Below are 24,745 nucleotides of genomic sequence, written 5' to 3' on the forward strand. Positions count from 1 at the left end.
GGCGAACACAAATCTAGTCGCTGCCGACCTCGGGGCACGAAGACGGGGCAGGTCCGGGTGCCGGGCGCCGCCACAGCCGCGACATCACGCTGGCCCGCGTGTGGCGCTGCCCGAGGACCGGCTCGGCCGGAAGTACCGGCGGGCTCAGCGGTGGGCGCTCCACCTTCTCGCCCAGCGCGTCGCACAGGGCGAGCAGCAGCGCGTCGGCGGCCAGTGCATACGCGGGCGGCGACGGGTGATAGCCGTCGGCGGAGAACATCGCGTCGGGCGTGGCCCGGAACTGCGGCGCCATCAGCTGCGCTAGCGGCACCGGCACCCCGCCGGCCGAGCGGACCGCGGCGGTCTGGGCGCGGGCGAGCTGCAGGCAACGCTCGTGCGCGAGCGAACGCAGCGGTTGCGGAATCGCGCTGATGAAGCCGAGATCCGGGCAGGTGCCGACGATCACCACCGCGCCTCGGGCCCGCAGCTTGCGGACGATCAACGCCAGCCGTTGCGCCGACTGGCTCACCCCGTTGAGCGCGGTCACGTCGTTGGCGCCGACCATGATCACCGCCACGTCCGGCGGTGGGCCGGCCACGAACATCGCGTCGACTTGGCCGCACACGCCCTTGGAGGTGGCGCCGACAATGGCCTTGGTGCTCAGCCGGATTCGCTTGCCGGTCTGCTCGGCCAGGCCGCGCGCGATCCGTACCCCCGGCACCTCGTCGGCGCTCATGCAGCCGTATCCGGCGGCGGTCGAATCGCCGAAGATCATCAGGTGCAGGTCGGCCGCCAGGCCGCGATGCCACCGTTCCACGGGTCCGCCGCCGCGCGTGTACACGCCGTCGGCGCGGGGCGGGATGTCCCATGCCTTGGGGATGATGGTGCGCGCGTGGGTCGCCTGGCCGACCAACAGACTACGTGCCCCCAGGTAGGCGGTTCCTGTCGAGGCCAGCGCGCCCGCTGTGGCCAGGGCGATCGCCGAACGACGTGGCACCCGAATGGTCACCCCCTCAAGTTTAGGGGCGCTTCGGGGTTTGCGCGGGCGGTGCGAAAAAACGAACTGATCACGGTGCGAAGCAAAACTGGTATCAACTCAGAGATTTCATACGTTGCACTAAGCGATGGCTGTCAAGCTGAGAACAAGGGGATGGCTGAGCGCTTTGGCAAACGGCTGAACCAGACGCTCAACAGCCTCGTCACATGCTGTATCGCACTACAACGGCGTAGGAAGTGTTGAGCATGACCGCACCTAGCAAGGTATCGGGGTCGCCTGAGGCCACCGTTCGTGCCCATGATGTCCTCAAAGCCCGCCGGGCCCAGACGCGCAAGTTCGCGATCAGCGACGGCGCACCCGTCGAGGTCCTCGAATCCGGCCCCAGCGTTGCTGCGCGATTGGCCAACCTGACGTCACGGCTGACGATCCGGCCGATTTTGACCGTCGGCAGCCACGTCCCCAACCTGCCGTGGCCGTGGGGTCTCATCGACCTCACCGCGCGCGTGCTCATCCCGGCGTCGGCCACCGTCCGCGAGACCGTGCAGCTGCCGCACGCCTGCGCGCAGCTGGTGCGCGCGCCCGGGGTGCTGCCCGCCGACGGCAGCCGCCGGGTCGTCGTCTACCTGCACGGCGGCGCGTTTCTGACCTGCGGGGCGAACTCTCACGGCAGGCTCGTCGAAGCCCTCTCGAAGTTCGCCGATTCGCCGGTGTTGGTGGTCAATTACCGTCTGCTGCCCAAGAATTCGGTCGGCATGGCGATCGACGATTGCCACGACGCCTGCCGATGGCTGCGGCAGCGCGGTTACCAGCCCGACCAGATCGTGCTGGCGGGCGACTCCGCGGGCGGCTACCTGGCGCTCACGCTGGCGCAGCGCCTGCAGGCGGAAGGGCACGGAGAAGGGGACGCGCCCGCCGCGCTCGTCTTGATCTCGCCGCTGCTGCAGCTGGCGAAGGAACCCAAGCAGGCCCACCCCAACATCGACACCGACGCGATGTTCTCCGCCGAGGCGTTCGACGCCCTCGCCGAGCTGGTTGCCGGGGCGGCCGGGAAGAACAAAGTCGACGGCAAGGCCGAAGAGATCTACGAGCCGCTGGAACACATCAAGCCGGGCCTGCCGCGCACGCTGATTCACGTGTCGGGCTCCGAGGTCTTGCTGCACGACGCGCGGTTGGCGGCGAGCCGGCTGGCCGCGGCCGGGGTGCCCGCCGAGGTACGGGTGTGGCCCGGCCAGATCCACGATTTCCAGCTGGCCGCGCCGATGGTGCCGGAGGCCATGCGCTCGCTGCGCCAGATCGGCGATTACATCCGCGAGGCCACCGAGTAGCACCGGCGCGGGCAACGCGCAGAGTAGTTGCGCGCCGCGCCAAACCGCCTGAGACGATGTGACGCATGCGGATCGCGCAGCACATCAGTGACCTCATCGGCGGCACGCCGCTGGTGCGCCTGAACTCCGTCGTTCCCGACGGTGCCGGCGTCGTGGCGGCCAAGGTCGAATACCTCAACCCCGGCGGCAGCTCCAAGGACCGGATCGCGGCGAAGATGATCGACGCCGCCGAAGCCAGCGGAGCGCTGCGCCCCGGCGGCACGATCGTCGAACCCACCTCCGGCAACACCGGCGTCGGGCTGGCCCTGGTCGCCCAGCACCGCGGGTACAAGTGCGTGTTCGTCTGCCCGGACAAGGTCAGCGAGGACAAGCGCAACGTGCTGATCGCGTACGGCGCCGAGGTGGTCGTCTGCCCGACGGCCGTGCCCCCCGAGCACCCGGACAGCTACTACAGCGTCTCCGACCGGCTGGTCACCGAGATCGACGGCGCGTGGAAACCGGACCAGTACGCCAACCCGGAAGGCCCGGCCAGCCATTACGCCACCACCGGCCCGGAGATCTGGGCCGACACCGACGGCAAAGTCACCCACTTCGTCGCGGGCATCGGCACCGGCGGCACGATCACCGGCGCGGGCCGCTACCTCAAAGAGGTATCGAACGGGGCGGTGCGCATCATCGGCGCCGACCCCGAGGGGTCGGTGTATTCGGGCGGCACCGGCCGGCCCTATCTGGTGGAAGGCGTCGGCGAGGACTTCTGGCCCCAGGCCTACGACCGCACCGTGCCCGACGAGATCATCGCGGTGTCCGACTCCGATTCGTTCGACATGACCCGGCGCCTGGCCCGCGAGGAGGCGATGCTGGTCGGGGGGTCGTGCGGGATGGCGGTGGTCGCCGCGCTGCGCGTCGCCGAAGAAGCCGGGCCCGACGCGCTCGTCGTGGTGCTGCTGCCCGACGGCGGGCGGGGCTACATGTCGAAGATCTTCAACGACGCGTGGATGTCGTCATACGGATTCCTGCGCAGCCGGCTCGACGGGTCGACCGAGCAGTCCAGGGTCGGCGACGTGCTGCGCCGCAAGTCCGGCGCGCTGCCCGACCTGGTGCACACCCACCCGTCGGAAACCGTGCGCGACGCCATCGGCATCCTGCGCGAGTACGGGGTGTCCCAGATGCCGGTGGTCGGTGCCGAGCCGCCGGTGATGGCGGGGGAGGTCGCCGGCAGCGTCTCCGAGCGCGAATTGCTCTCAGCCGTGTTCGAGGGCCGGGCGAAACTGGCCGACGCGGTCGCCCAGCACATGAGCCCCCCGCTGCCGATGATCGGCGCGGGGGAACTGGTCAGCGCGGCGGGCGCGGCGCTGCGCGACTGGGACGCGTTGATGGTGGTCGAAGAGGGCAAACCGGTGGGTGTGATCACCCGTTATGACCTGCTGGGCTTCCTCTCCGAAGGGCCGCGTGGACTGAGCGGGCGCCGGTAGCGCGCGGCGCCCGTCGGTGAAACGCTCAGGTACGGTAATTCGGCTAATCCCGCTAGAGATGTCCGGCTGTTCCGCAGTGGAAGGTTGCCCATGACCGATCAACCGCCGCCCGGCGGCGCTTACCCGCCGCCTCCCCCGTCGCCCGGTCCCTCCGGCGGGCAACAGCCGCCCTCCGGCGGCCAGGAGTTCCCGCCGCCGCCTCCGTCGGCACCCGCCGGCGCGTCCTACCCCCCGCCGCCACCCATCCCTCCGGCGCCCGGTGGGTCCTATCCGCCACCCCCGCCGTCGTCAGGCGGCTACGCGCCGCCACCGCCGGGACCGGCGATCCGCACCCTGCCGACGCAGGAGTACACGCCCTGGTTGACCCGCGCGCTGGCATTCGTCATCGACATCCTCCCGTACGTCGTCGTGCATGGCATCGGCACCGCGATTCTGCTCGCGACGCAACAGACGGCCTGCATCACCGACATCACCCAGTACGCCGTCAACCAGTACTGCGCCACCCAGAACTCGACCATCGGCATGGTGGCGCAGTGGTTGGCGTCGATCGTCGGGCTGTTCTACCTGATCTGGAATTACGGCTACCAGCAGGGCACGACCGGGTCGAGCGTCGGCAAATCGGTGATGAAGTTCAAAGTGGTCAGCGAGGTCACCGGCCAACCCCTGGGCTTCGGCATGTCCGTGGTGCGCGCGCTGGCGCACTTCATCGACGCGGTCATCTGCTTCATCGGTTTCCTTTTCCCGCTGTGGGATTCGAAGCGTCAGACGCTGGCGGACAAGATCATGACGACCGTGTGCTTGCCGATCGACGGCGCCGAGAGGCAACCCGTCACCTAGGCTGATCGTCGATGAGCGACGACCGCAACCCACACCCCGAGTTCACCGGACTGGCCACCAAAGCGATTCACGCCGGCTACCGGCCGGACCCGGCGACCGGAGCGGTCAACGCCCCGATCTATGCCAGCAGCACCTTCGCCCAGGACGGCGTCGGCGCGTTGCGGAGCGGATTCGAATACGCGCGCACCGGCAACCCGACCCGCGCCGCGCTGGAGGCCGCGCTGGCCGCGGTCGAGGAGGGCCGCCACGGGCGGGCCTTCGCCTCGGGAATGGCCGCCACCGACTGCGCCCTGCGGGCGGTGCTGCGCCCGGGTGACCACGTGGTGATCCCGAATGACGCGTACGGCGGCACGTTTCGGCTGATCGACAAGGTCTTCACCCAGTGGAACGTCGAGTACACGCCCGTCGCGCTGCACGATCCGGACGCCGTCGCCGCCGCGATCACGCCGCGAACCCGGATGGTCTGGGTGGAAACCCCGACCAACCCGTTGTTGTCCATCGCCGATATCGCCGCCATTGCCGATCTGGGCCGGCATTATTCGGCAAAAGTGTTGGTGGACAACACGTTTGCTTCTCCCGCGCTGCAGCAGCCGCTGACGCTGGGGGCGGACATCGTGCTGCACTCGACCACCAAATACATCGGCGGGCATTCCGACGTGGTGGGCGGCGCGCTGGTCACCAATGACGAAGAACTGGACGACGCGTTCGGCTTCCTGCAGAACGGGGCCGGCGCGGTGCCCGGCCCGTTCGACGCCTACCTGACGATGCGCGGCCTGAAGACCCTGGTGCTGCGCATGCAGCGGCACAGCGAAAACGCCACGGCCATCGCGGAATTCCTCGCGGGCCATCCCGCGGTGAGCGCGGTGCTCTACCCCGGCCTGCCCACCCACCCCGGGCACGACGTAGCCGCCCGACAGATGCGCGGGTTCGGCGGCATGGTCTCGGTGCGCATGCGGGGCGGCCGGGACGCCGCCCGCGATCTGTGCGCCAAAACCAAGGTGTTCATCCTGGCCGAATCGCTGGGCGGGGTGGAGTCGCTGATCGAGCACCCCAGCGCGATGACGCACGCGTCGACCGCCGGGTCGCAATTGGAGGTGCCCGACGACCTGGTGCGGCTGTCGGTCGGCATCGAGGACGTCGCCGACCTGTTGGCCGACCTCGAACAAGCGCTGGCCTAGTTACGGCGGGCGTGAATGTGACGACGCAACGGGCCGTCACGCCGTCGCGGAATCCACCCTCGCGGGAGAAAAGCTCAGGAGTGGTACGGCTCCGCGCTGACGAGGGTGACCTCGACGGTGTTGCCGTTGGGCACCACATAGCTGCGGGTCTCGCCCACCTTGGCGTCGATCAGGGCGCCGCCCAGCGGTGAGTTCGGCGAGTACACCTCGAGCTTGCCGTCGTTGACGCCCTCCTGGCGGGTCGCGATGAGGAACGTCTCGCTGTCGGACTTGTCGCCGTTGTAGTAGACCTTGACCACCGAACCGGGCAGCGCGACCCCGGACTGCTTGGGCGCTTCGCCGACCTTGGCGTTGTTGAGCAGATCCTGCAGCTGGCGAATCCGGGCCTCCTGCTGACCCTGCTCTTCGCGGGCGGCGTGGTAGCCGCCGTTTTCGCGCAGGTCACCCTCCTCGCGGCGGTCGTTGATCTCCGCGGCGATGACCGGACGATTCGCGATCAACTGGTCGAGCTCGGCCTTGAGTCGGTCATGTGACTCTTGCGTCAGCCAGGTCACCGAAGTGTCCGTCATCTCGTCGTGCTCCTCGTATGTTGTTCCGCGAGTTCGCGTAAGTCCTGTTAACTCCGCCGTCGAAAGCGTGCGGGTCCATCCCCGTGTGCTGCGGCGCCGTTCTGCTGACGGCCGCTAATGCAGCAACACGGTCCCAATCGGAACCGTGCATTCACCCATGTTACCACCGCGCGAACAGTTGATGACTCCATATTCGCTGTTCGGCGTCGATGGCAGCGGTCAGGACGGGCGCAGGTAGGCGGGCACATCGGTGCCGCAACCATAGATGTCGGCCACCGCCGGCGGCTGCGAGGATTTGACCGTCGTCGTCACCTGCACCGTGGCCGCGTCTGACGGCGAGACCAGCAGTTCACGCCGTCCCGTCTCGCTGCCGTCGGCGGAGCGGACCCGCACGATGCAGTCCACCGGGCGCGACGGATCCGATCGGGTCACGCTGATCGTGATCGACGCCGTCTGGTCGTCGATCACCCGGTAACCGCCCAGCGTCCCCTTGACGTCACTGGTGCCGAACCGGTGGTAGCCGACGGCGGCCACGGCCAGGCCGGCCGCAACGACCAGCACGCCCAGCGCGACGAGCACCCATCGCCGCGGGATGCGCGACAGCCGGGAACGCCCGTAGCGGGCCTCCGGACGCGGAGTAGGAATGTCGGTCATGCCTGGTTATGCCTGGCTGTCGGCTGCCGGGCACCGGCCGACAGCATGCAACGATGTGGAACTGGAATTATAGGGTCAGACCGGGCGACCACCCGAGGTGACAAGGGAGCACGTGAGCGAATTGCGGTTGATGGCGGTGCACGCCCACCCCGACGACGAGTCCAGCAAGGGCGCGGCCACCCTGGCCCGCTACGCGGACGAGGGCCATCGGGTGCTGGTGGTGACGTTGACCGGCGGTGAGCGCGGCGACATCCTCAACCCGGCGATGGACCTGCCCGAGGTGCACGGGCACATCGCCGAGATCCGCCGCGACGAGATGGCCAAGGCCGCCGAGATCCTCGGGGTGGAGCACACCTGGCTCGGCTTCGTCGACTCCGGATTGCCCAAGGGCGACCCACCGCCGCCGCTGCCCGAGGGATGTTTCGCGCTGGTGCCGCTGGAGGAGTCGATCGAGGCGCTGGTGCGCGCGGTGCGCGAGTTCCGCCCGCACGTGATGACCACGTACGACGAAAACGGCGGCTACCCCCACCCCGATCACATTCGCTGCCACCAGGTTTCGGTCGGCGCGTTCGAAGCCGCCGGCGATTACCGGCGTTTCCCCGACGCCGGCGAGCCCTGGACCGTGTCCAAGCTGTACTACAACCACGGCTTCCTGCGGGCCCGGATGCAGCTGCTGCACGACGAGGCCCTCAAGCACGGTCACGAACCCCCGTTCAAGAAGTGGCTCGAGCACTGGGACGCCGCGCACGACCCGTTCGAGTCCCGGGTCACCACGCGCGTCGAGTGCTCGGCCTATTTCAGCCAGCGTGACGACGCGCTGCGGGCGCACACCACGCAGATCGACCCCGACCACGACTTCTTCGCGGCCCCGATCGAATGGCAGCAACGGCTTTGGCCCACCGAGGAATTCGAGTTGGCCCGCTCGCGGGTCCCGGCCCGGCTGCCCGAAGACGACCTGTTCGCCGGAATCGAGACCGACGCGTGAATCACCTCGTTCTCCTCGTGAGCGCCGCCCGTTGGCAGGCCGACAACGCGCCGCAGCACACCGGGCCCGACTTCGGCAAGGCCAGCCCGGTCGGACTGCTGATCGTCGTGTTGCTCTTGATCAGCACGCTGTTTTTGCTGCGCTCGATGAACCGGCAGCTGAAGAAGGTGCCCGAGTCGTTTGATCCCAAGCATCCCGAGCCGGACCAGGCCGCGGACGAGGGCACCGACGCCGGTGGTCCCGGTGCCGGGCAGGCCCCGGATCAGGCGGACGGGTCGCCGCGACCCCCGGGATCCGGCGATGAGCCAGGCTGATTCGTCGGCCACGAACACTCTGGGGCTGGCCACCAGCCCGTATCTGCGCCAGCACGCCAACAATCCGGTGCACTGGCAGCAGTGGACACCGGAGGCACTGGCCGACGCCGCCGCCCGCGACGTGCCGATCCTGCTGTCGGTCGGTTACGCGGCCTGTCACTGGTGCCACGTCATGGCGCACGAGTCGTTCGAGGACGACGACGTCGCCGCCGCGATGAACGCGGGATTCGTGTGCATCAAGGTCGACCGCGAGGAACGGCCCGATATCGACGCGGTGTACATGAACGCCACGGTGGCCCTCACCGGGCAGGGCGGTTGGCCGATGACGTGCTTCCTCACGCCGGACGGGCGGCCCTTCTTCTGCGGTACCTACTATCCGAAAGAGGGCTTCCTGCAACTTCTTTCGGCTGTGTCCGCCACCTGGCGGGAGCGGCGTGGTGAGGTGGAGGAAGCGTCCGACCACATCGCCGGCGAGTTGCGCAAGATGGCTGGCGGTGTACCGGGCGGCGGCCCCGCGGTGGCGCCGGACCTGTGCGACCATGCCGTCGCCTCGCTGCTCGGGGACGAGGACACCACGCACGGCGGGTTCGGCGGTGCGCCCAAGTTCCCGCCCTCGGCGCTGCTCGAGGCGCTGCTGCGCAACTACGAACGCACCGGGTCGCCGCCGGCGCTCGACGCGGTGTCGCGCGCGGGCAACGCGATGGCCCGCGGCGGCATCTACGACCAACTCGGCGGCGGCTTCGCCCGGTACAGCGTCGACAACGCTTGGGTGGTACCGCATTTCGAGAAGATGCTGTACGACAACGCGCTGCTGCTGCGCGCCTACGCGCACTGGGCCCGGCGGACCGGCGATCCGCTGGCGCGCCGGATCACCGACCAGACCGCCCGGTTTTTGCTCGACGACCTCGCCGACGGCGCCATGTTCACCTCGTCGCTGGACGCCGACGCCGATGGCCGCGAGGGCTCGACCTATGTGTGGACGCCCGAACAGCTCGACGACGTGCTGGGGCCCGACGACGGCCGTTGGGCCGCAGGCGTTTTCGCGGTCACCCCGGCCGGAACGTTCGAGCACGGCGCCTCGGTGCTGCAGCTGCCCGCCGACCCGGAGGACCCGCAGCGGGCCGAACGCGTGCGGACGCAGTTGTTGATCGCCCGTCACGGCCGGGTCCAGCCAGGACGTGACGACAAGGTCGTCACGTCCTGGAACGGGCTGGCGATCACCGCCTTGGCCGAGGCCAGCGTGGCGCTCGACGAACCCGAGTTCGCCCACGCCGCAAGCCGTTGCGCGCGGGCGCTGCTCGACCTGCACGTCGTCGATGGTCGGCTGCGGCGCGCCAGCCTGGGCGGGGTGGTCGGCGACAGCGTCGCCATCCTCGAGGACCACGCGATGCTGTCCACCGGACTGCTGGCGCTCTACCAGCTGACCGCCGAGGCGGCCTGGCTGACCAAGGCGACCGAGCTGCTGGACACCGCGCTGGCGCACTTCGCCGATCCGGATCGGCCCGGCCGCTGGTTCGACACCGCCGACGATGCCGAGCAGCTGATGCTGCGGCCCGCCGACCCGCTGGACGGGGCGACCCCGTCGGGCGCGTCGTCGATCACCGAGGCGCTGCTGACCGCGGCGCATGTGGTCGACGGGGAGCGCGCCGAGCGGTACCTGCGGGCGTCGGACGACGCGCTGCGCGCGCACTCGGTGCTGCTGGAACGGGCGCCACGCTCGGCCGGACATTGGCTGGCCGTGGCGGAGGCCGCGATCCGCGGACCGCTGCAGATCGCGGTCGCCTGCGACCCGTCGTGGTCGCCGCTGCTGGCCGAGGCGCGGCGGCTGGCGCCCGGCGGGACGATCGTCGTGGGCGGGGAAGTGGATTCCTCGGCGCTGCTGGCGGGCCGGGACCGGGTGGCCGGCGCCGACGCCGCGTACGTGTGTCGTGGCCGGGCGTGCGACTTGCCGGTGACCACCGCGGCCGAACTGGCCGCCGCCCTGGGTGTTTCCGGTCACTGAGCCGATGGTGGCGACCCGCTGCGCCCGGCTACGCCGCGCTGGCGATCGCCGCGGCCGCGCTGGCGATCACCATCGACACGGGGTTACCCTGCCTCCCATGCCGAATGCCGCCAAGACCGAAGCGATCAGAAGCACGGTCCACCGCTACATCGAGTTGGTCGCCAAGGGCAGCGCCGACGATTTGGTCGAGTTGTACGCCGATGACGCCACGGTCGAGGACCCGGTCGGCGGCGAGGTGCACATCGGGCGCCAGGCGATCCACGGCTTCTACTCCGCGGTCGACAACCTGCAGCGCGAATGCGAACTGAAGACGTTGCGCGTCGCCGGCAACGAGGCGGCCTTCCAGTTCCGGCTGACCGTGACCGCCGGCGAGCACCGGATGGTGATCGAGCCGATCGACGTCATGGTCTTCGACGGCAGCGGGAAGATCGCCGCGATGAAGGCGTACTGGTCACCCGAGGACGAGGTCGCCCCGAGCTAGCCGCCCAGCAGCCACGCTTTGTCCTCCGTGTAGAACACGGCGAACCACATGGCGATGTAATGCAAGATTGCCGCGATCGCGGTGAAGGCGTGGAAGAACTCGTGATAGCCGAACGTCCGCGGCCACGGGTCGGGCCAACGTAAGCCGTAGAAAATGCCGCCGACGCTGTAGAACACACCGCCCACGGCCAGCAGCACCATCGCGGCCACCCCGGCCTGGTGCAGGATCGTCGGCGCGTACCAGATCGCCACCCAGCCCAGCAGCAAGTAGAGCGGCACGCCGAGCCAGCGCGGCGCCGTCGGCCAGCACACCTTCAGCAAGATGCCCGCGAGCGCCCCGCCCCACACGATGCACAGCACCACCACGCCGGTCTCCTGCGGCATCACCAGCCGCGCGAACGGCGTATAGCTGCCGGCGATGAAGACGAAGATCATCGAATGGTCGAGTCGCTTCATCCGGATCCGGGCCAGATCTGACTTCCAGTGCACCCGGTGATAGGTGGAGCTGACCGCGAACAGCGCCACGGTGCACGCGGCGTAGATCAGCGTCGAATGACCGGCGCGGGCCGAGGAGGCGGCCCACGACACCGACACCAGCGTGGCGCCCGTGATGACGGCCAGCCACGCCGAATAGAAGTGGATCCAACCGCGCAGCCGGGGCTTGGTCAGAACCTGGGCGGCACCTTCGACGAGCTGCTCGACGGTGTTGCCCGGAACGATCGATTCGTTGTCAGGCTCCGGATTGGGGGCGGTGCTGGTCTGGCTGCTCATGTCTCCCGGGATTTGTCTCGGCGGGCCGCGTAAGAGCCCACAGTAGTCAGGAATGGTTACGGCGCCGGCTCGGCTTCTCAGGAGACTTCTCCGATGACCAGGCCGAAATTGCAACCCGGAATCCATCCGCGCTGGCAGTAGGGTGGGTGTTCGTGGAAATCATCCCGCGGCGACTCAAAGAGCCGCTGTATCGGATCTACGAATTGCGGTTGCGGCAGGGTCTGACCGCTTCCAAGTCGGAACTGCCCCGCCACATCGCGGTGCTGTGCGACGGGAACCGGCGCTGGGCGCGCGACGCGGGATACGACGACGTGAGCTACGGCTACCGGATGGGTGCCCTCAAGATCGCCGAGATGTTGCGCTGGTGTCAGGAAGCCGGCATCGAAATGACCACCGTCTACCTGCTTTCCACGGAGAACCTGCAGCGCGATCCCGAGGAGCTGGCGGGCCTCATCGAAATCATCACCGACGTCGTCGAGGAGATCTGCGCGCCGGCCAACCGCTGGAGCGTGCGCACCGTCGGCGACCTCGAGCTGCTCGGCGAGCAACCGGCCCGCCGGCTGCGCGGGGCCGTGGAGTCCACCCCGGTGGTGGCGCCCTTCCACGTCAACGTCGCCGTCGGCTACGGCGGGCGCCGCGAAATCGTCGACGCGGTGCGTTCGCTGTTGAGCAAGGAACTCGCCAACGGCGCGACCGCCGAAGAGCTGATCGACACGGTCACCGTCGATGCGATCTCGGAAAACCTCTACACCTCGGGTCAGCCGGATCCCGACCTGGTGATCCGCACCTCGGGCGAGCAACGACTCTCCGGTTTCCTGCTGTGGCAGAGCGCGTACTCGGAGATGTGGTTCACCGAGGCGCACTGGCCCGCGTTCCGCCGGGTCGACTTCCTGCGCGCGCTGCGTGACTACAGCCAGCGGCACCGCCGCTACGGCAAGTAAGCCCACTCCGCCCGGCTACCCCTGTGACCCATGGGACGGTTGATCCCGCCGGGGCTGGCGCGTGTCAAATATTTACCCGATAACGGGAATAGCCGGATGAACTGCCTCGTCGTTGTATCCGTGGCAATAGCCAACACCGCCATCGCGAGGAGTTATCACATGATGTCTGTTTCTGGTGTATCCGGCCTCACCACGCGGCCCCTCTACGACTCGACCGACTCACTGTTGCGTTTTGCCGTTCGCGCCGACGCGACACTGACGGGATTGTTCGGCTTGGTGATCGCGTTCCTCGCCGACTCGCTCTCATCGCTCACCGGCCTCACGTCCTTCCAGAATTACGCCATGGGGGCGTTCTTCGTGATCTACGGCCTGGTGGTGTTCAGCCTCGGGGCGATGCCGGACCTGCGCGGTGTCGGTGTTGGCGTCATCGTGGCCAATGTCGTTTTCACGCTGGGCGCGATTGTGGCGGCCGAGGCGCTCCCGCTGTCGGTCACCGGGGTTGCGCTGACGCTGGCCGGCGGCGCCTACGCCGCGGCGTTCGCCGCGCTGCAATACCTGGGCGTGCGCCGCCTCGAGACGGCGTAGTCGCGGCTAAAGCTTGCGCAGCCGCAGCCGGTTGATGGAGTGGTCGGCGTCCTTGCGCAGCACCAGCGTGGCGCGCGGCCGGGTGGGCAGGATGTTCTCGACCAGGTTGGGCCGGTTGATGGAGCGCCAGATCTCGCGGGCCGCGGCGACGGCCTTGGTGTCGTTGAGCGCCGCGTAGTGGTGGAAGTGCGATTCGGGATCGGCGAAGGCGGTGCTGCGCATGGCCAGGAACCGCGAGATGTACCACTGCTCGATGTCTTCGATCCGCGCGTCCACGTAGACGCCGAAGTCGAACAGGTCCGACACCATCAGGGTCGGACCGGTCTGTAGGACGTTGAGACCCTCGAGGATCAAGATGTCGGGATGGCGCACCACATGCTTGGCCCCGGGGATGACGTCGTATTTCAAATGGGAATACACCGGCGCGCACGCGTAGTCCGAGCCTGACTTGACCGAGGTCACGAACCGCATCAATGCCCGACGGTTGTAGCTTTCCGGAAACCCTTTGCGGTGCATCAGGTTTCGCCTGTCCAGCTCGGCATTCGGGTACAGGAAGCCGTCGGTGGTCACCAAATCCACCCGCGGGTGATGATCCCAGCGGGCCAACAGCGCCTGCAGCACACGGGCGGTGGTCGACTTGCCGACCGCCACGCTGCCGGCGACCCCGATGATGAACGGCACGGGCCGGTCCGGGTTTTGCTGAGGTTCGCCCAGGAACTCGGCGGTCGCGGCGAACAACCGCTGTCGGGCCGCGACCTGCAGGTGAATCAACCGGGCCAGGGGCAGGTAGACCTCTTCGACCTCGAGCAAGTCGATTTGTTCACCCAACCCGCGCAGGCCGACCAGTTCCTCCTCGGTGAGGGCCAGCGGCGTCGACATACGAAGCGCACGCCATTGCTTTCGGTCGAACTCCACATAAGGGCTCGGCTCGCTAAGCCGCGGCATAGTGCAAGTGTTGCAGGAGCGCCGAAAAGCCCGACGGCTGGGCTGGCGAAAAGTCGGCGCTGGATAGACTGGCGCCGTGACTGCTGCACCTGACGCCCGCGCCACGACCTCCGTGATGTCCGCCCCCCTCGCCGAGGTCGATCCCGACATCGCCGGGCTGCTGGGCCAGGAACTCGGCCGCCAGCGCGACATGCTCGAAATGATCGCGTCGGAGAACTTCGTGCCGCGCGCGGTGCTGCAGGCCCAGGGCAGCGTGCTGACCAACAAGTACGCCGAGGGCTTGCCGGGGCGCCGCTATTACGGCGGCTGCGAGTACGTCGACGTCGTGGAGAACATCGCCCGCGACCGGGCCAAGGCACTCTTCGGCGCCGACTTCGCCAACGTGCAGCCGCATTCGGGCGCCCAGGCCAACGCCGCCGTGCTGCATGCGCTGATGAAGCCGGGGGAGCGGCTGCTGGGTCTGGACCTGGCCAACGGCGGTCACCTGACGCACGGCATGAAGCTGAACTTCTCCGGCAAGCTCTACGAGAACGGTTTCTACGGCGTCGACCCGACGACGCACCTCGTCGACATGGACGCGGTGCGCGCCACGGCGCTGGAATTCCGCCCCAAGGTGATCATCGCCGGTTGGTCGGCCTACCCGCGCATCCTCGACTTCGCGGCGTTCCGGTCCATCGCCGACGAGGTCGACGCCAAGCTCTGGGTGGACATGGCGCACTTCGCGGGCCTGGTCGCCGCCGACCTGCACCCTTCGCCGGTGCCGCACGCCGACATCGTGTCGACCACCATCCACAAGACGCTCGGTGGCGGGCGCTCGGGCATGATCCTCGGCAAGCAGGAGTACGCCAAGGCGATCAACTCCGCGGTGTTCCCCGGCCAGCAGGGCGGGCCGCTCATGCACGTCATCGCGGGCAAGGCCGTCGCGCTGAAGATCGCGAGCACCCCCGAATTCGTCGAGCGGCAGCAGCGCACACTGTCGGGTGCGCGCATCCTCGCCGACCGGCTGTTGGCCGCCGACGTCGCCAAGGCCGGCGTGTCGGTGGTCAGCGGTGGCACCGACGTGCACCTGGTGCTGGTGGATCTGCGCAACTCCCCGCTCGACGGCCAGGCCGCCGAGGACCTGCTGCACGAGGTCGGCATCACCGTCAACCGCAACGCGGTGCCCAACGACCCGCGGCCGCCGATGGTCACGTCGGGTCTGCGGATCGGCACGCCCGCCCTGGCCACCCGCGGCTTCGGCGACGCCGAATTCAGCGAGGTCGCCGACGTCATCGCCACCGCCCTCGCGGCCGGCAGCTCGGCCGACGTCGCGGGACTGCGGCAGCGCGTGACACGGCTGGCCCAGGAGTTTCCGCTGTACGAGGGCCTCGAAGACTGGGCGCTGGTCGGCCGCTGACCCGGTACCGTCGCACGCCGAGCAGCCAATCCGGGCGGCCGTGAGGACCAAAGTCACCAGTTGCCGCGACACGACCCCGGCGATTTCATGAACCTGTGTACGCGGGTTACAGTTATCTCATGGCACAGAGACCCGTCGCGAACGCGCTAACCCTCGAACTCGAGCCGGTCGTCGAAGCCAATATGGATCGTCACCTGTCCACCGAGGACATCTGGTTCGCCCACGACTACGTGCCGTTCGAGCGCGGCGAGAACTTCGCCTTCCTTGGTGGACGCGACTGGGATTCGTCGTCGATGACGCTGCCCAGGCCGTTGACGGACGCCTGCGAGATCATGCTGCTGCTCAAGGACAACCTCGCGGCACACCACCGCGAGTTCGTCGAGCACTTCATCCTCGAGGAGTGGTGGGGGCGCTGGATCGGTCGTTGGACCGCCGAGGAGCACCTGCACGCCATCGCGCTGCGCGAATACCTGGTGGTCACCCGCGAGGTCGACCCGACGGCCAATGAGGAGGCCCGCGTCCAGTACGTGATGAAGGGCTACCGCGCCGACACCTACTCCCAGGTGGAAACCCTGGTGCACATGGCGTTCACCGAACGCAACCACGCGGTGCTCTGCGAGAACCTGGCCGCCAAGCTCGAAGAGCCGATCCTGGCCGGCCTCGTCGACCGGATCGCACGCGACGAGCGGCGGCACGAGGTGTTCTTCTCCAACCTCATCGCGCACTGCCTGGATTACACCCGCGACGAGACAATCGCGGCGATCGCCGCCCGCGCGGCCGAGCTGGACGTGCCCGGCGCCGACATCGACGCCTATGCGGACAAGGTGCGAAACGTCGCCGAGGCAGGCATTTTCGGTCCGGAACACCTGCGGCAGGCGATTTCGGACCGCATCACCGCGTGGGGGCTCGCGGACGAGCCCGCGCTGCGGCAATTCATCGTCGCCTGATCCGGCACCCCTCTTCGCGCTGACCCCCTGCGGGGGTCGTCGCGCTCGTCATGTCGGCGCGCCTGCACAGCGGGCACGCAACCACGGGAGTAGCGTCGTTCTCGATGGTCAGCGTCATGCTCTGCTGCCAGGGCGGCACCTCCCGTCACCACAACGGAAGGACCGGCCCCGGTCCTGGTGCTGCGGTTCCCGTCGACATGCCTGTGCGGGTCCGCGCGGGCTCATCCCGCTCGAGGAGCGCTACGTGACCGATATCCGGACCTACGTGATCGACACTTCCGTGCTGCTATCCGACCCGTGGGCGTGCAGCCGGTTCGCCGAACACGAGGTGGTTGTTCCGTTGGTGGTGATCAGCGAGCTGGAGGCTAAACGCCACCATCACGAGCTGGGATGGTTCGCCCGTCAGGCGCTGCGCCTGTTCGACGATCTTCGGCTCGTGCACGGCCGTCTCGATCAGCCCATTCCCATTGGGGCACAAGGCGGTACGCTCCACGTCGAACTCAACCACACCGACCCGGCGGTGCTGCCCGCCGGTTTCCGCAACGACAACAACGACTGCCGGATCCTGAGTTGCGCCGCTAACCTGGCCGCCGAAGGCAAACGAGTCACGTTGGTCAGCAAGGACATTCCGCTTCGGGTCAAGGCTGCGGCGGTGGGGTTGGCCGCCGACGAGTACCACGCGCAAGACGTCGTGGCTTCCGGTTGGTCGGGCATGCACGAGATCGAAACCGCCACCGAGGATATCGACGCCTTGTTCACCGACGGCGAGATCGATCTGGCCGAAGCCCGAGACCTGCCCTGCCACACCGGCATTCGGCTGCTCGGTGGCAGCTCGCACGCGCTGGGCAGGGTCAACGCGGACAAGCGCGTTCAGCTGGTCCGCGGTGATCGCGAAGTGTTCGGGTTGCGCGGCCGGTCCGCCGAACAGCGCGTCGCCCTGGACTTGCTGCTCGACGAGTCGGTCGGCATCGTGTCGCTGGGCGGCAAGGCCGGCACCGGCAAGTCGGCGCTGGCGCTGTGTGCCGGGCTGGAGGCCGTGCTGGAGCGGCGAACCCAGCGCAAGGTGGTGGTCTTCCGCCCGCTGTACGCCGTCGGTGGCCAGGAATTGGGGTACCTGCCCGGCAGCGAGAGCGAAAAGATGGGCCCCTGGGCGCAGGCCGTCTTCGACACGCTCGAGGGCCTGGCCAGTCCCGCGGTCCTCGAGGAGGTGCTCTCGCGCGGCATGCTCGAAGTGCTGCCGCTGACCCACATCCGGGGCCGCTCGCTGCACGACTCGTTCGTCATCGTCGATGAGGCGCAGTCGCTGGAGCGCAACGTGTTGCTCACGGTGTTGTCCAGGCTGGGCACCGGGTCGCGGGTGGTCCTGACCCACGACATCGCCCAGCGCGACAACTTGCGGGTGGGCCGCCACGACGGGGTCGCCGCGGTGATCGAGAAGCTCAAGGGCCATCCGCTGTTCGCCCACATCACGCTGTTGCGCAGCGAGCGATCGCCGATCGCCGCGCTGGTCACCGAGATGCTCGAGGAGATCGCCGGGCCGCACTGACGGCTTTTTGCCGCGAAACGGCTATTCCACGACAGCTCCACTCGCGATACGTGTCGCTAGCTGCCGTCTCACGGTGAGTACGCTTTTACCGTGGCGAAACGACCCGACACTTTGGCCTGGCGCTACGGGCGCACGCTGGTCGGTGTCATCGCGGCCGTCGCGGTGCTGGTGATCGGCGGGCTGACCGGTCACGTGACACGCGCCGACAACCTGAGCTGCGGGGTCATCAAATGCGTGGCGTTGACGTTCGACGATGGCCCCGGCCCCTTCGACGAGCGGCTGCTGCAGATCCTGAAGGACAACGACGCGAAGGCCACCTTCTTTCTGATCGGCAACAAGGTGGCCGCCAACCCGGCGGGGGCCAAGCGCATCGCTGACGCGGGAATGGAAATCGGCAGCCACACCTGGGAACACCCCAACATGACCACCATCCCGCGGGAGGACATCGCCGCGCAGTTCTCCAAGGCGAACGACGCGATCACCGCCGCGACCGGCCGCACGCCGACGCTGTACCGGCCCGCGGGCGGCTTGTCCGACCCCGTCGTGCGCCAGACCGCCGGGCAATTCGGGTTGGCCGAAATCCTGTGGGACGTCATCCCTTTCGACTGGGCCAATGATTCGAACACGGCGGCGACGCGATCGATGCTGATGACCTACATCAAGCCGGGTTCGGTGGTGCTGTTCCATAACACCTACTCGAGCACCGTCGATCTGGTCTATCAGTTCATCCCGGTGCTCAAGGCCAACGGCTACCGGATGGTGACGGTCAGCGAACTGCTGGGACCACGCGCCCCCGGCAGCAGTTACGGCAGCCGGGAGAACGGGACACCCGTCAACGGTCTGCGCGACATCCCCGCCAGTGACATCCCCACGCTGCCCAACACGCCCTCACCCAAGCCGATGCCCAACTTCCCGATCACCGACATTCCCGGGCAGAACTCCGGCGGGCCGAACAACGGTGCCTAGCGCGACGAGCGGGCCCGCGACGAAAGGACGAAAGTCCGCTCGACGGTGGATGTTTCACTACGGGCTCGACCTGAGTCTGTCGTATGTTCTGGCGGTCGTCGAAGCGGCCGCCATCTTGATCCCGTTGCGCGGCCACACGTCCGTCGGGGCCAACGCCGACTTCGCGCGGCACAGCACGGGGCCGGTGGTACTGCTGGTCGTGCTCGGCATCGTCGGCGTCTCGGTAGCCGGCGCCGTGAGCCTGGCGCCCACGCTGCGCTGGTTTGTGGCGGGCGACGAACCGACGCCACACCAGCGCGAGATCGTGATGAAACTGGCCGGACGCCAATCGGCGATCCTGGTGACGGCGTGGGCGCTGAGCGGCGGAACCTTCGTCCTGCTCAATCTCGGTGGCGGGGCCCGGCTCCTGCTGCCCATCGTGCTCGGGGTGCTGCTCGGCGGCACGGCCGCCGCCGGCACGGGAATGCTGCTCGCGCAACGCACCCTGCGGCCCATCATGCGTGCCGCCACGCTGGGCGCCGAGCCACGGCTGGCCGTGCCCAGCGTGTACGCGCGACTGGTTCTGCTGTGGTTCCTCTGCAGCGCCTTTCCGATCACGGTCATCGCGGCGCTGGTGGTGTTGCGCTCCTACGGATGGCTGATCGAGAAGTCGGCATCGCTGGACGTGCCGATCCTGGTGGTGTCGCTGGCGGCGCTGGTGTTGGGACTGCCGACGATGATCCTGACTTCGCGGTCCATTTCGGACCCGATCGGGGAGGTCGTCGACGCCATGGCGGAGGTCGAACACGGCCGGATGGAAACCTACGTCGGCGCCTACGAACGCTCCCAAATCGGGCGGCTGCAAACGGGTTTCAACCGAATGGTGACCGGGCTCGCCGAACGCGACCGGCTGCGCGATCTGTTCGGGCGTCATGTCGGGGCCGACGTCGCGCAGCGCGCGGTCGAAGAGGGCGCATCCCTGTCCGGCGACGTGGTCGAGGCGGCGGTTCTCTTCATCGACCTGGTCGGCTCCACGCAGCTCGCGGAAAGCCGCCCGCCGCAAGAGGTTGCCGTGGTGCTCAACGACTTCTTCCGGATCGTCGTCAACGCCGTCGACGAACACCACGGCATGATCAACAAGTTCGCCGGCGACGCCGCGCTGGCCGTCTTCGGGGTGCCGTTGCCGACAAGCGAGCCGGCGTCGTCGGCTCTGGCGACGGCCCGTGCCCTGGCGACTCAACTGCAGCGGTTGCCAGTCGATTTCGGCATCGGCGTCTCCGCGGGGCGCGTTTTCGCCGGCAACGTCGGCGCCGAGAACCGATACGAATACACCGTGATCGGCGACGCCGTCAACGAAGCCGCGCGGCTGGCCGACCTGGCCAAGACGTCCGACCGGCGAATCCTGTGTTCGGCGGCCGCAATCGACGCGGCCGGTGAGGCCGAGTGCGGGCACTGGGCCGAATGCTATTCCACCGTATTGCGCGGGCGATCCGAGGCCACCCACGTCTCGGCGCCGACCGGCCCGACCGGTTAGGGCCGGGTCAGGATTTCGCGACCTTCAGCGCGGCGATGATCTTGCCGACAAGATCCGCCGACGCGGTGTCACCGATGGGTGTGCTGCCGATGAAGACGGTGACCGGCTTGGTGTCGACCGCGATGACGCTGACCGAGTCGCCTTTGACGTTGCGGGTCGGGTCGGCGATCGTGACGTCAGCGTCGGCCCGCACCGCCTTGGTCCCGTCGACGGTGATCGACGACGTCTTGACCGGTCCCAACGTGGGTGACGCGTTCGCATATCCGGGCCCGTTGACGACGCACTGCATCAGCTTGGTGGCTTGCGCCGAGAGGTCCATGCTGGCAACGAAATTGGTGACGCCGACCTCGGCCGTCATCATCCACTGATTGGCCCCCGGCACGTCCTGGGCGACCCCGAGCCCGCCGATCAGGTTCGGGCCCTGGTCGTCGGAGAACACCGTCCACCCGGACGGCGCCGCGCTGGCCGGGAACGAGAGCTTGCCGGCGGCGATCGAGTCGCTCCGGGGTGGTTCCCCGCCGGACACGTTCGGCGTGCAATCGGTGGCGTTCTGCGCCGAATTCTTCGGTTGCGAGACCGAGGTGCTCGTGGACGACGGTGCGGCGCCCGATGGCTTGTTGCCGTGGCCGCCCTTCATCACCACGAGGGTCGCCACCAGCGCGATCACGGCCAGCGCGACCAGACCAGCGACGATCAGCCAGGGCAGTTTCGAGCCGCCGGGGGGAGGACCAGGTGGGTAGGGTCCGCCGGGCGGAAATGGTTGCCCCGGTGGGGGATACTGCGGGCTCTGGTACGGGTTGACGGCGGGACCACCCGGCGGCGGATACGGGTATTGGCCGCCCGGTGGGTAGGCGTACGGACCCCCCTGCGGGTACGGGCCTTGCGGGTAAGGGCCCGGGCCGCCGGCCTGTGGCTGGCCGCCCCAATTCGGGTCCTGCCCATACGGATTGCTTCCGTAAGGCCCCTGACCGTAGGGGCCGCCGGGAGGAGCCGTCATGGAAAAACCACCCTTACACTCATCGACCACCACCGCCGCACGACGGTCGGGCCTAGTCTTGCGGCTTGACCTTCGCCATGGCCAGCACGTCGAGCCGGCGGTCGAGCTCCTCGATCGACAGCTTGTCGCCGATCAGGCCGCGGTCGATCACGGTCTGGCGAATCGTCTTGCGCTCCTTAAGAGCTTGCTTGGCGACCGCAGCGGCCTCCTCGTAGCCGATCGCCGAATTCAGCGGCGTCACGATGGACGGCGACGATTCGGCGAGCTCGCGCAGGTGCTCCACATTGGCCGCCAACCCGCTGATGCAGCGCTCCGCGAACAGCTTCGACACGTTGGTCAGCAGCTTGAACGACTCGAGGATGTTGCGGGCCATCATCGGGATGTACACGTTGAGCTCGAACGCGCCGTTCCCGCCGCCCCAGGCGACCGCGGCGTCGTTGCCGATCACCTGCGCGGCGACCTGCGTAACCGCTTCGGGGAGAACCGGGTTCACCTTCCCCGGCATGATCGAACTGCCCGGCTGCAGATCGGGCAGCTGAATTTCGGCCAGGCCGGTCAGCGGGCCCGAGCCCATCCAGCGGACGTCGTTGGCGATCTTGGTCAGTGACACCGCGATGGTGCGCAGCGCGCCGGACGCCTCGACCAACCCGTCGCGCGCCGCCTGGGCCTCGAAGGAGTTTGCCGCCGTGCGCAATTCGCTCAGGCCGGTGGAGGCGACCAACGTTTCGACCACCTTCGCACCAAAGCCGTCGGGAGCGTTGAGGCCGGTGCCCACCGCGGTCCCGCCGATCGCCAGCTCACCGAGCCGGGGCAGCGTGGCGCGCACGCGCTCGATGCCGGCCTCGATCTGGCGGGCGTACCCGCTGAATTCCTGGCCGAGCGTCACGGGAACGGCGTCCATGAGGTGGGTGCGGCCCGACTTGACCACGGTGTGCCATTCGCGGGCCTTGCCCGCCAGCGCGTCGTGCAGCACCTCGAGCGCCGGGATGAGGTGGCGCACGGCGGCTTCGGTGGCCGCGATGTGGGTTGCGGTGGGGAACGTGTCATTCGACGACTGCGACATGTTGACGTCGTCGTTGGGGTGCACCGTGACGCCGTTGGCGCCCGCGATGCTGGCGATCACCTCGTTGGTGTTCATGTTGGAGCTGGTGCCCGAACCGGTCTGGAAGACGTCGATCGGGAACTGGTCGTCGTGGCGGCCGTCGGCGATCTCGGCGGCCGCGGCGATGATCGCGTCGGCCTTTTCCGGATCTAGCAGCCCGAGGTCCTTGTTGACCTGCGCGCAGGCGCCCTTCAGCAGGCCCAGCGCGCGGATCTGGGTGCGCTCCAGCCCCCGGCCCGAGATCGGAAAGTTCTCGACCGCACGCTGGGTTTGCGCGCGCCACAACGCTTTTGCGGGGACGCGAACCTCGCCCATGGTGTCGTGCTCGATGCGGTACTCGGCGTCTTCCGTGTTGTTCAAGGCCATAGAGTGCTGGCTTCCTCGTTCTTCGTTCTGGTGGTCAGGGCAGGGGATAGGCGGCAGAGCTGTCGCCGGTGAAGTCGATGGCGGAGTATTCGTTGAGCTTCGAAAGCCGGTGGTAGGCCTCGATCATCCGGACGGTGCCCGACTTCGACCGCATGACGATCGACTGGGTGGTGCACCCTCCGGGGTAGTACTGCACGCCCTTGAGCAGGTCCCCGTTGGTGACCCCGGTGGCGCAGAAGAAGACGTTCTCGCCGGACACGAGGTCCTCGGTGGTCAAGATCTGATCGAGGTCATAGCCGGCGTCGATGGCCTTCTGGCGTTCGTCGTCGTCGGTGGGGGCCAGCTGCGCCTGGATGGCGCCACCCATGCACCGGATCGCGGCGGCGGCGATGATGCCTTCCGGGGTGCCGCCGATGCCGGCCAGCATGTCGGTGCCCGAGTGCGGCCGACAGGCCGAGATCGCGCCGGCGACGTCGCCGTCGGTGATCAGCCGGATGCGGGCTCCGGTGGCCCGGACGTCTTCGATCAGCTGGGCGTGCCGCGGCCGGTCCAGGATGCACACGGTCATGTCGCGCACCGACAACGCCTTCACCTTGGCGACGGCCTTGATGTTCTCGGCGATCGGCGCGGTGATGTCGAGCACGTGCGCCGCCTCGGGGCCGACGGCGATCTTGTTCATGTAGAACACCGCCGACGGGTCGAACATCGCGCCGCGGTCGGCCACCGCCAGCACGGAGATGGCGTTGGGCATGCCCTTGCTCATCAGCGTGGTGCCGTCGATCGGGTCGACGGCGAAGTCGCACTCCGCGCCGTCGCCGTTGCCGACCTCTTCGCCGTTGTAGAGCATCGGCGCGTGGTCTTTCTCGCCCTCGCCGATGACGACCACGCCGCGCATCGATACCGAGTTGACCAGCTCGCGCATCGCGTCGACGGCCGCGCCGTCACCGCCCTCTTTGTCGCCGCGGCCGACCCAGCGGCCGGCGGCCATGGCGCCGGCCTCGGTGACCCGGACCAGTTCCAAGGCCAGGTTGCGGTCTGGAGCCTCACCGCGCGGCCGCGTCTGCGCTGGAGCTCGGCCGTTGGCGGTGGACGAGCGGTCGCCCTCAACTGTCATGGTTGGTGATTGTCCCAGAAGCGGATCGGTTAGCTGGAACTGGGATACTCGGGGGATGACCGAGAAGCCGCCGCTGAACGCCAGCTCGGACGGCTATGTGGCCGAGGAGCCGGGCCCGGCCGCCGGGCCCGCGCCCAGGCCGGCGAAGCCCCGGCTGCTGCAGGACGGCCGGGACATGTTCTGGTCCCTGATTCCGCTGGTCATCGGCTGCGTGGTGCTGGCCGGGATGCTGGGCATGTGTTCGTTTCAGCTCGACAGCCACAAGGGGCCCATCCCGTCCTACGACGCCGCGGCGGCCCTGCGGGCGGACGCGCAGACCCTCGGCTTTCCGATCCGCCAACCGCAGCTGCCGGGCGGCTGGCAGGCCAACTCCGGGCACCGCGGCGGGATCCCCAACGGGCGATCCGACCCGGCGACCGGTCAACGGGTGAACGCGCCCCTCTCGGTGGTCGGATACATCAGCCCGAGCGGAATGTATCTGAGCCTGACTCAGAGCAACGCCGATGAGGACAAGCTGATCAATTCGATCCATCCGGCGGCGTATCCGACCGGGGCGGTCGACGTCGCCGGGACGAGCTGGGTCGTCTACCAGGGTTCAGGTGAGAGCGGCGCGGACGCCGAGGCCGTGTGGACGACCCGGCTCAGCGGCCCGGGCGGCGCGACGCAGATCGCGATCACCGGCGCCGGGAACAGTGATCAGTTTCGTACGCTGGCCTCGGCGACCCAGTCGCAGCCGCCGCTGCCGACCAGCCGATAGAAGGGGA

Annotated in this window: 24 protein-coding genes; 16 read left to right on the plus strand and 8 right to left on the minus strand. The window is 68.4% G+C overall.

Annotated features, from left to right (window positions below; translation table 11 throughout):
* Nucleotides 1-13 precede the first annotated feature (13 nt).
* Nucleotides 14-976, minus strand: coding sequence for an SGNH/GDSL hydrolase family protein (locus G6N26_RS23305; protein ID WP_095578117.1), 963 nt, complete (start codon nucleotides 974-976; stop codon nucleotides 14-16).
* Between the two features lie 245 nt (nucleotides 977-1,221).
* Here G6N26_RS23305 and G6N26_RS23310 point away from each other — a divergent pair, with 245 nt between their 5' ends.
* From G6N26_RS23310 to G6N26_RS23325, 4 genes are all read left to right on the plus strand, one after another.
* Nucleotides 1,222-2,301: an alpha/beta hydrolase fold domain-containing protein gene (locus tag G6N26_RS23310; RefSeq protein ID WP_083020433.1), complete on the plus strand. Its 1,080-nt coding sequence runs from the start codon at nucleotides 1,222-1,224 to the stop codon at nucleotides 2,299-2,301.
* Between the two features lie 65 nt (nucleotides 2,302-2,366).
* Entirely contained in the window at nucleotides 2,367-3,773 is a 1,407-nt protein-coding gene (locus tag G6N26_RS23315) for a cystathionine beta-synthase (RefSeq protein WP_083020430.1), read from the plus strand.
* 90 nt (nucleotides 3,774-3,863) lie between these two features.
* Nucleotides 3,864-4,610 carry an RDD family protein gene (locus G6N26_RS23320; RefSeq protein ID WP_095576645.1) on the plus strand — a complete coding sequence of 249 codons (747 nt, stop codon included), beginning with the start codon at nucleotides 3,864-3,866 and terminating at the stop codon, nucleotides 4,608-4,610.
* 11 nt (nucleotides 4,611-4,621) lie between these two features.
* The gene (locus G6N26_RS23325) at nucleotides 4,622-5,788 is read left to right on the plus strand and encodes a cystathionine gamma-synthase (RefSeq protein WP_083017050.1); all 1,167 of its coding nucleotides are present in this window, start codon (nucleotides 4,622-4,624) and stop codon (nucleotides 5,786-5,788) included.
* A gap of 74 nt (nucleotides 5,789-5,862) precedes the next feature.
* Here G6N26_RS23325 and greA read toward each other — a convergent pair whose 3' ends face one another.
* Together greA and G6N26_RS23335 are read right to left on the minus strand one after the other, a co-directional pair.
* Nucleotides 5,863-6,357, minus strand: a complete 495-nt coding sequence (greA, locus tag G6N26_RS23330) for a transcription elongation factor GreA (RefSeq protein WP_065442111.1) — start codon at nucleotides 6,355-6,357, stop codon at nucleotides 5,863-5,865.
* 219 nt (nucleotides 6,358-6,576) lie between these two features.
* Nucleotides 6,577-7,011 (minus strand): DUF4307 domain-containing protein, encoded by a 435-nt coding sequence (locus G6N26_RS23335; protein ID WP_067165794.1) that lies wholly within the window; start codon nucleotides 7,009-7,011, stop codon nucleotides 6,577-6,579.
* A gap of 112 nt (nucleotides 7,012-7,123) precedes the next feature.
* On the opposite strand from G6N26_RS23335, the gene mca reads away from it, so the two are divergent.
* The 4 genes from mca (at nucleotide 7,124) to G6N26_RS23355 (ending at nucleotide 10,793) form a co-directional block, all read left to right on the plus strand.
* The gene (gene mca / locus G6N26_RS23340; protein ID WP_067165791.1) at nucleotides 7,124-7,996 is read left to right on the plus strand and encodes a mycothiol conjugate amidase Mca; all 873 of its coding nucleotides are present in this window, start codon (nucleotides 7,124-7,126) and stop codon (nucleotides 7,994-7,996) included.
* Complete coding sequence (locus tag G6N26_RS23345; RefSeq protein ID WP_067165788.1) at nucleotides 7,993-8,310, plus strand: hypothetical protein; 318 nt, start codon at nucleotides 7,993-7,995, stop codon at nucleotides 8,308-8,310. Before mca ends, G6N26_RS23345 begins: the two co-directional genes overlap by 4 nt.
* Nucleotides 8,297-10,312, plus strand: coding sequence for a thioredoxin domain-containing protein (locus tag G6N26_RS23350; RefSeq protein WP_083017048.1), 2,016 nt, complete (start codon nucleotides 8,297-8,299; stop codon nucleotides 10,310-10,312). Before G6N26_RS23345 ends, G6N26_RS23350 begins: the two co-directional genes overlap by 14 nt.
* A 97-nt stretch (nucleotides 10,313-10,409) precedes the next feature.
* Nucleotides 10,410-10,793: a nuclear transport factor 2 family protein gene (locus G6N26_RS23355; RefSeq protein ID WP_067165781.1), complete on the plus strand. Its 384-nt coding sequence runs from the start codon at nucleotides 10,410-10,412 to the stop codon at nucleotides 10,791-10,793.
* On the opposite strand, the gene trhA is transcribed toward G6N26_RS23355, so the two are convergent.
* A complete protein-coding gene (gene trhA, locus G6N26_RS23360) occupies nucleotides 10,790-11,563 on the minus strand; it encodes a PAQR family membrane homeostasis protein TrhA (protein WP_067165779.1) in 774 nt (257 codons plus the stop codon). The genes G6N26_RS23355 and trhA overlap by 4 nt on opposite strands.
* A 152-nt stretch (nucleotides 11,564-11,715) precedes the next feature.
* Between trhA and G6N26_RS23365 the strand changes: the two genes are divergently transcribed.
* The gene (locus G6N26_RS23365) at nucleotides 11,716-12,504 is read left to right on the plus strand and encodes a (2Z,6E)-farnesyl diphosphate synthase (protein ID WP_067165816.1); all 789 of its coding nucleotides are present in this window, start codon (nucleotides 11,716-11,718) and stop codon (nucleotides 12,502-12,504) included.
* Between the two features lie 159 nt (nucleotides 12,505-12,663).
* Nucleotides 12,664-13,089 (plus strand): hypothetical protein, encoded by a 426-nt coding sequence (locus G6N26_RS23370; protein ID WP_067165776.1) that lies wholly within the window; start codon nucleotides 12,664-12,666, stop codon nucleotides 13,087-13,089.
* 6 nt (nucleotides 13,090-13,095) lie between these two features.
* Here the strand turns inward: G6N26_RS23370 and coaA are convergent, their stop codons facing one another.
* The gene (gene coaA / locus G6N26_RS23375; protein ID WP_008254336.1) at nucleotides 13,096-14,034 is read right to left on the minus strand and encodes a type I pantothenate kinase; all 939 of its coding nucleotides are present in this window, start codon (nucleotides 14,032-14,034) and stop codon (nucleotides 13,096-13,098) included.
* 115 nt (nucleotides 14,035-14,149) lie between these two features.
* Here coaA and glyA point away from each other — a divergent pair, with 115 nt between their 5' ends.
* From glyA to G6N26_RS23400, 5 genes are all read left to right on the plus strand, one after another.
* Nucleotides 14,150-15,430, plus strand: a complete 1,281-nt coding sequence (gene glyA, locus G6N26_RS23380; protein ID WP_083017046.1) for a serine hydroxymethyltransferase — start codon at nucleotides 14,150-14,152, stop codon at nucleotides 15,428-15,430.
* 119 nt (nucleotides 15,431-15,549) lie between these two features.
* Nucleotides 15,550-16,377 carry an acyl-ACP desaturase gene (locus G6N26_RS23385; RefSeq protein ID WP_067165813.1) on the plus strand — a complete coding sequence of 276 codons (828 nt, stop codon included), beginning with the start codon at nucleotides 15,550-15,552 and terminating at the stop codon, nucleotides 16,375-16,377.
* Nucleotides 16,378-16,621: 244 nt separating this feature from the next.
* Nucleotides 16,622-17,923 carry a PhoH family protein gene (locus tag G6N26_RS23390; protein WP_067165769.1) on the plus strand — a complete coding sequence of 434 codons (1,302 nt, stop codon included), beginning with the start codon at nucleotides 16,622-16,624 and terminating at the stop codon, nucleotides 17,921-17,923.
* Nucleotides 17,924-18,013: 90 nt separating this feature from the next.
* A complete protein-coding gene (locus G6N26_RS23395; protein ID WP_067165766.1) occupies nucleotides 18,014-18,889 on the plus strand; it encodes a polysaccharide deacetylase family protein in 876 nt (291 codons plus the stop codon).
* A gap of 49 nt (nucleotides 18,890-18,938) precedes the next feature.
* A complete protein-coding gene (locus G6N26_RS23400; RefSeq protein WP_083017044.1) occupies nucleotides 18,939-20,402 on the plus strand; it encodes an adenylate/guanylate cyclase domain-containing protein in 1,464 nt (487 codons plus the stop codon).
* 7 nt (nucleotides 20,403-20,409) lie between these two features.
* On the opposite strand, the gene G6N26_RS23405 is transcribed toward G6N26_RS23400, so the two are convergent.
* The 3 genes from G6N26_RS23405 to glpX all read right to left on the minus strand — a co-directional run bounded on the left by G6N26_RS23405 (nucleotide 20,410) and on the right by glpX (nucleotide 23,981).
* Nucleotides 20,410-21,399, minus strand: a complete 990-nt coding sequence (locus G6N26_RS23405) for a hypothetical protein (protein ID WP_083017042.1) — start codon at nucleotides 21,397-21,399, stop codon at nucleotides 20,410-20,412.
* Between the two features lie 52 nt (nucleotides 21,400-21,451).
* A complete protein-coding gene (locus tag G6N26_RS23410; RefSeq protein WP_415621347.1) occupies nucleotides 21,452-22,816 on the minus strand; it encodes a class II fumarate hydratase in 1,365 nt (454 codons plus the stop codon).
* A gap of 85 nt (nucleotides 22,817-22,901) precedes the next feature.
* Nucleotides 22,902-23,981: a class II fructose-bisphosphatase gene (glpX, locus tag G6N26_RS23415; protein WP_120312626.1), complete on the minus strand. Its 1,080-nt coding sequence runs from the start codon at nucleotides 23,979-23,981 to the stop codon at nucleotides 22,902-22,904.
* A 55-nt stretch (nucleotides 23,982-24,036) separates the two neighbouring features.
* On the opposite strand from glpX, the gene G6N26_RS23420 reads away from it, so the two are divergent.
* Nucleotides 24,037-24,738, plus strand: coding sequence for a DUF4245 domain-containing protein (locus G6N26_RS23420; RefSeq protein WP_083017040.1), 702 nt, complete (start codon nucleotides 24,037-24,039; stop codon nucleotides 24,736-24,738).
* Nucleotides 24,739-24,745: the final 7 nt, after the last annotated feature.

Source organism: Mycobacterium marseillense, assembly GCF_010731675.1.
Taxonomy (GTDB): Bacteria; Actinomycetota; Actinomycetes; order Mycobacteriales; family Mycobacteriaceae; genus Mycobacterium; species Mycobacterium marseillense.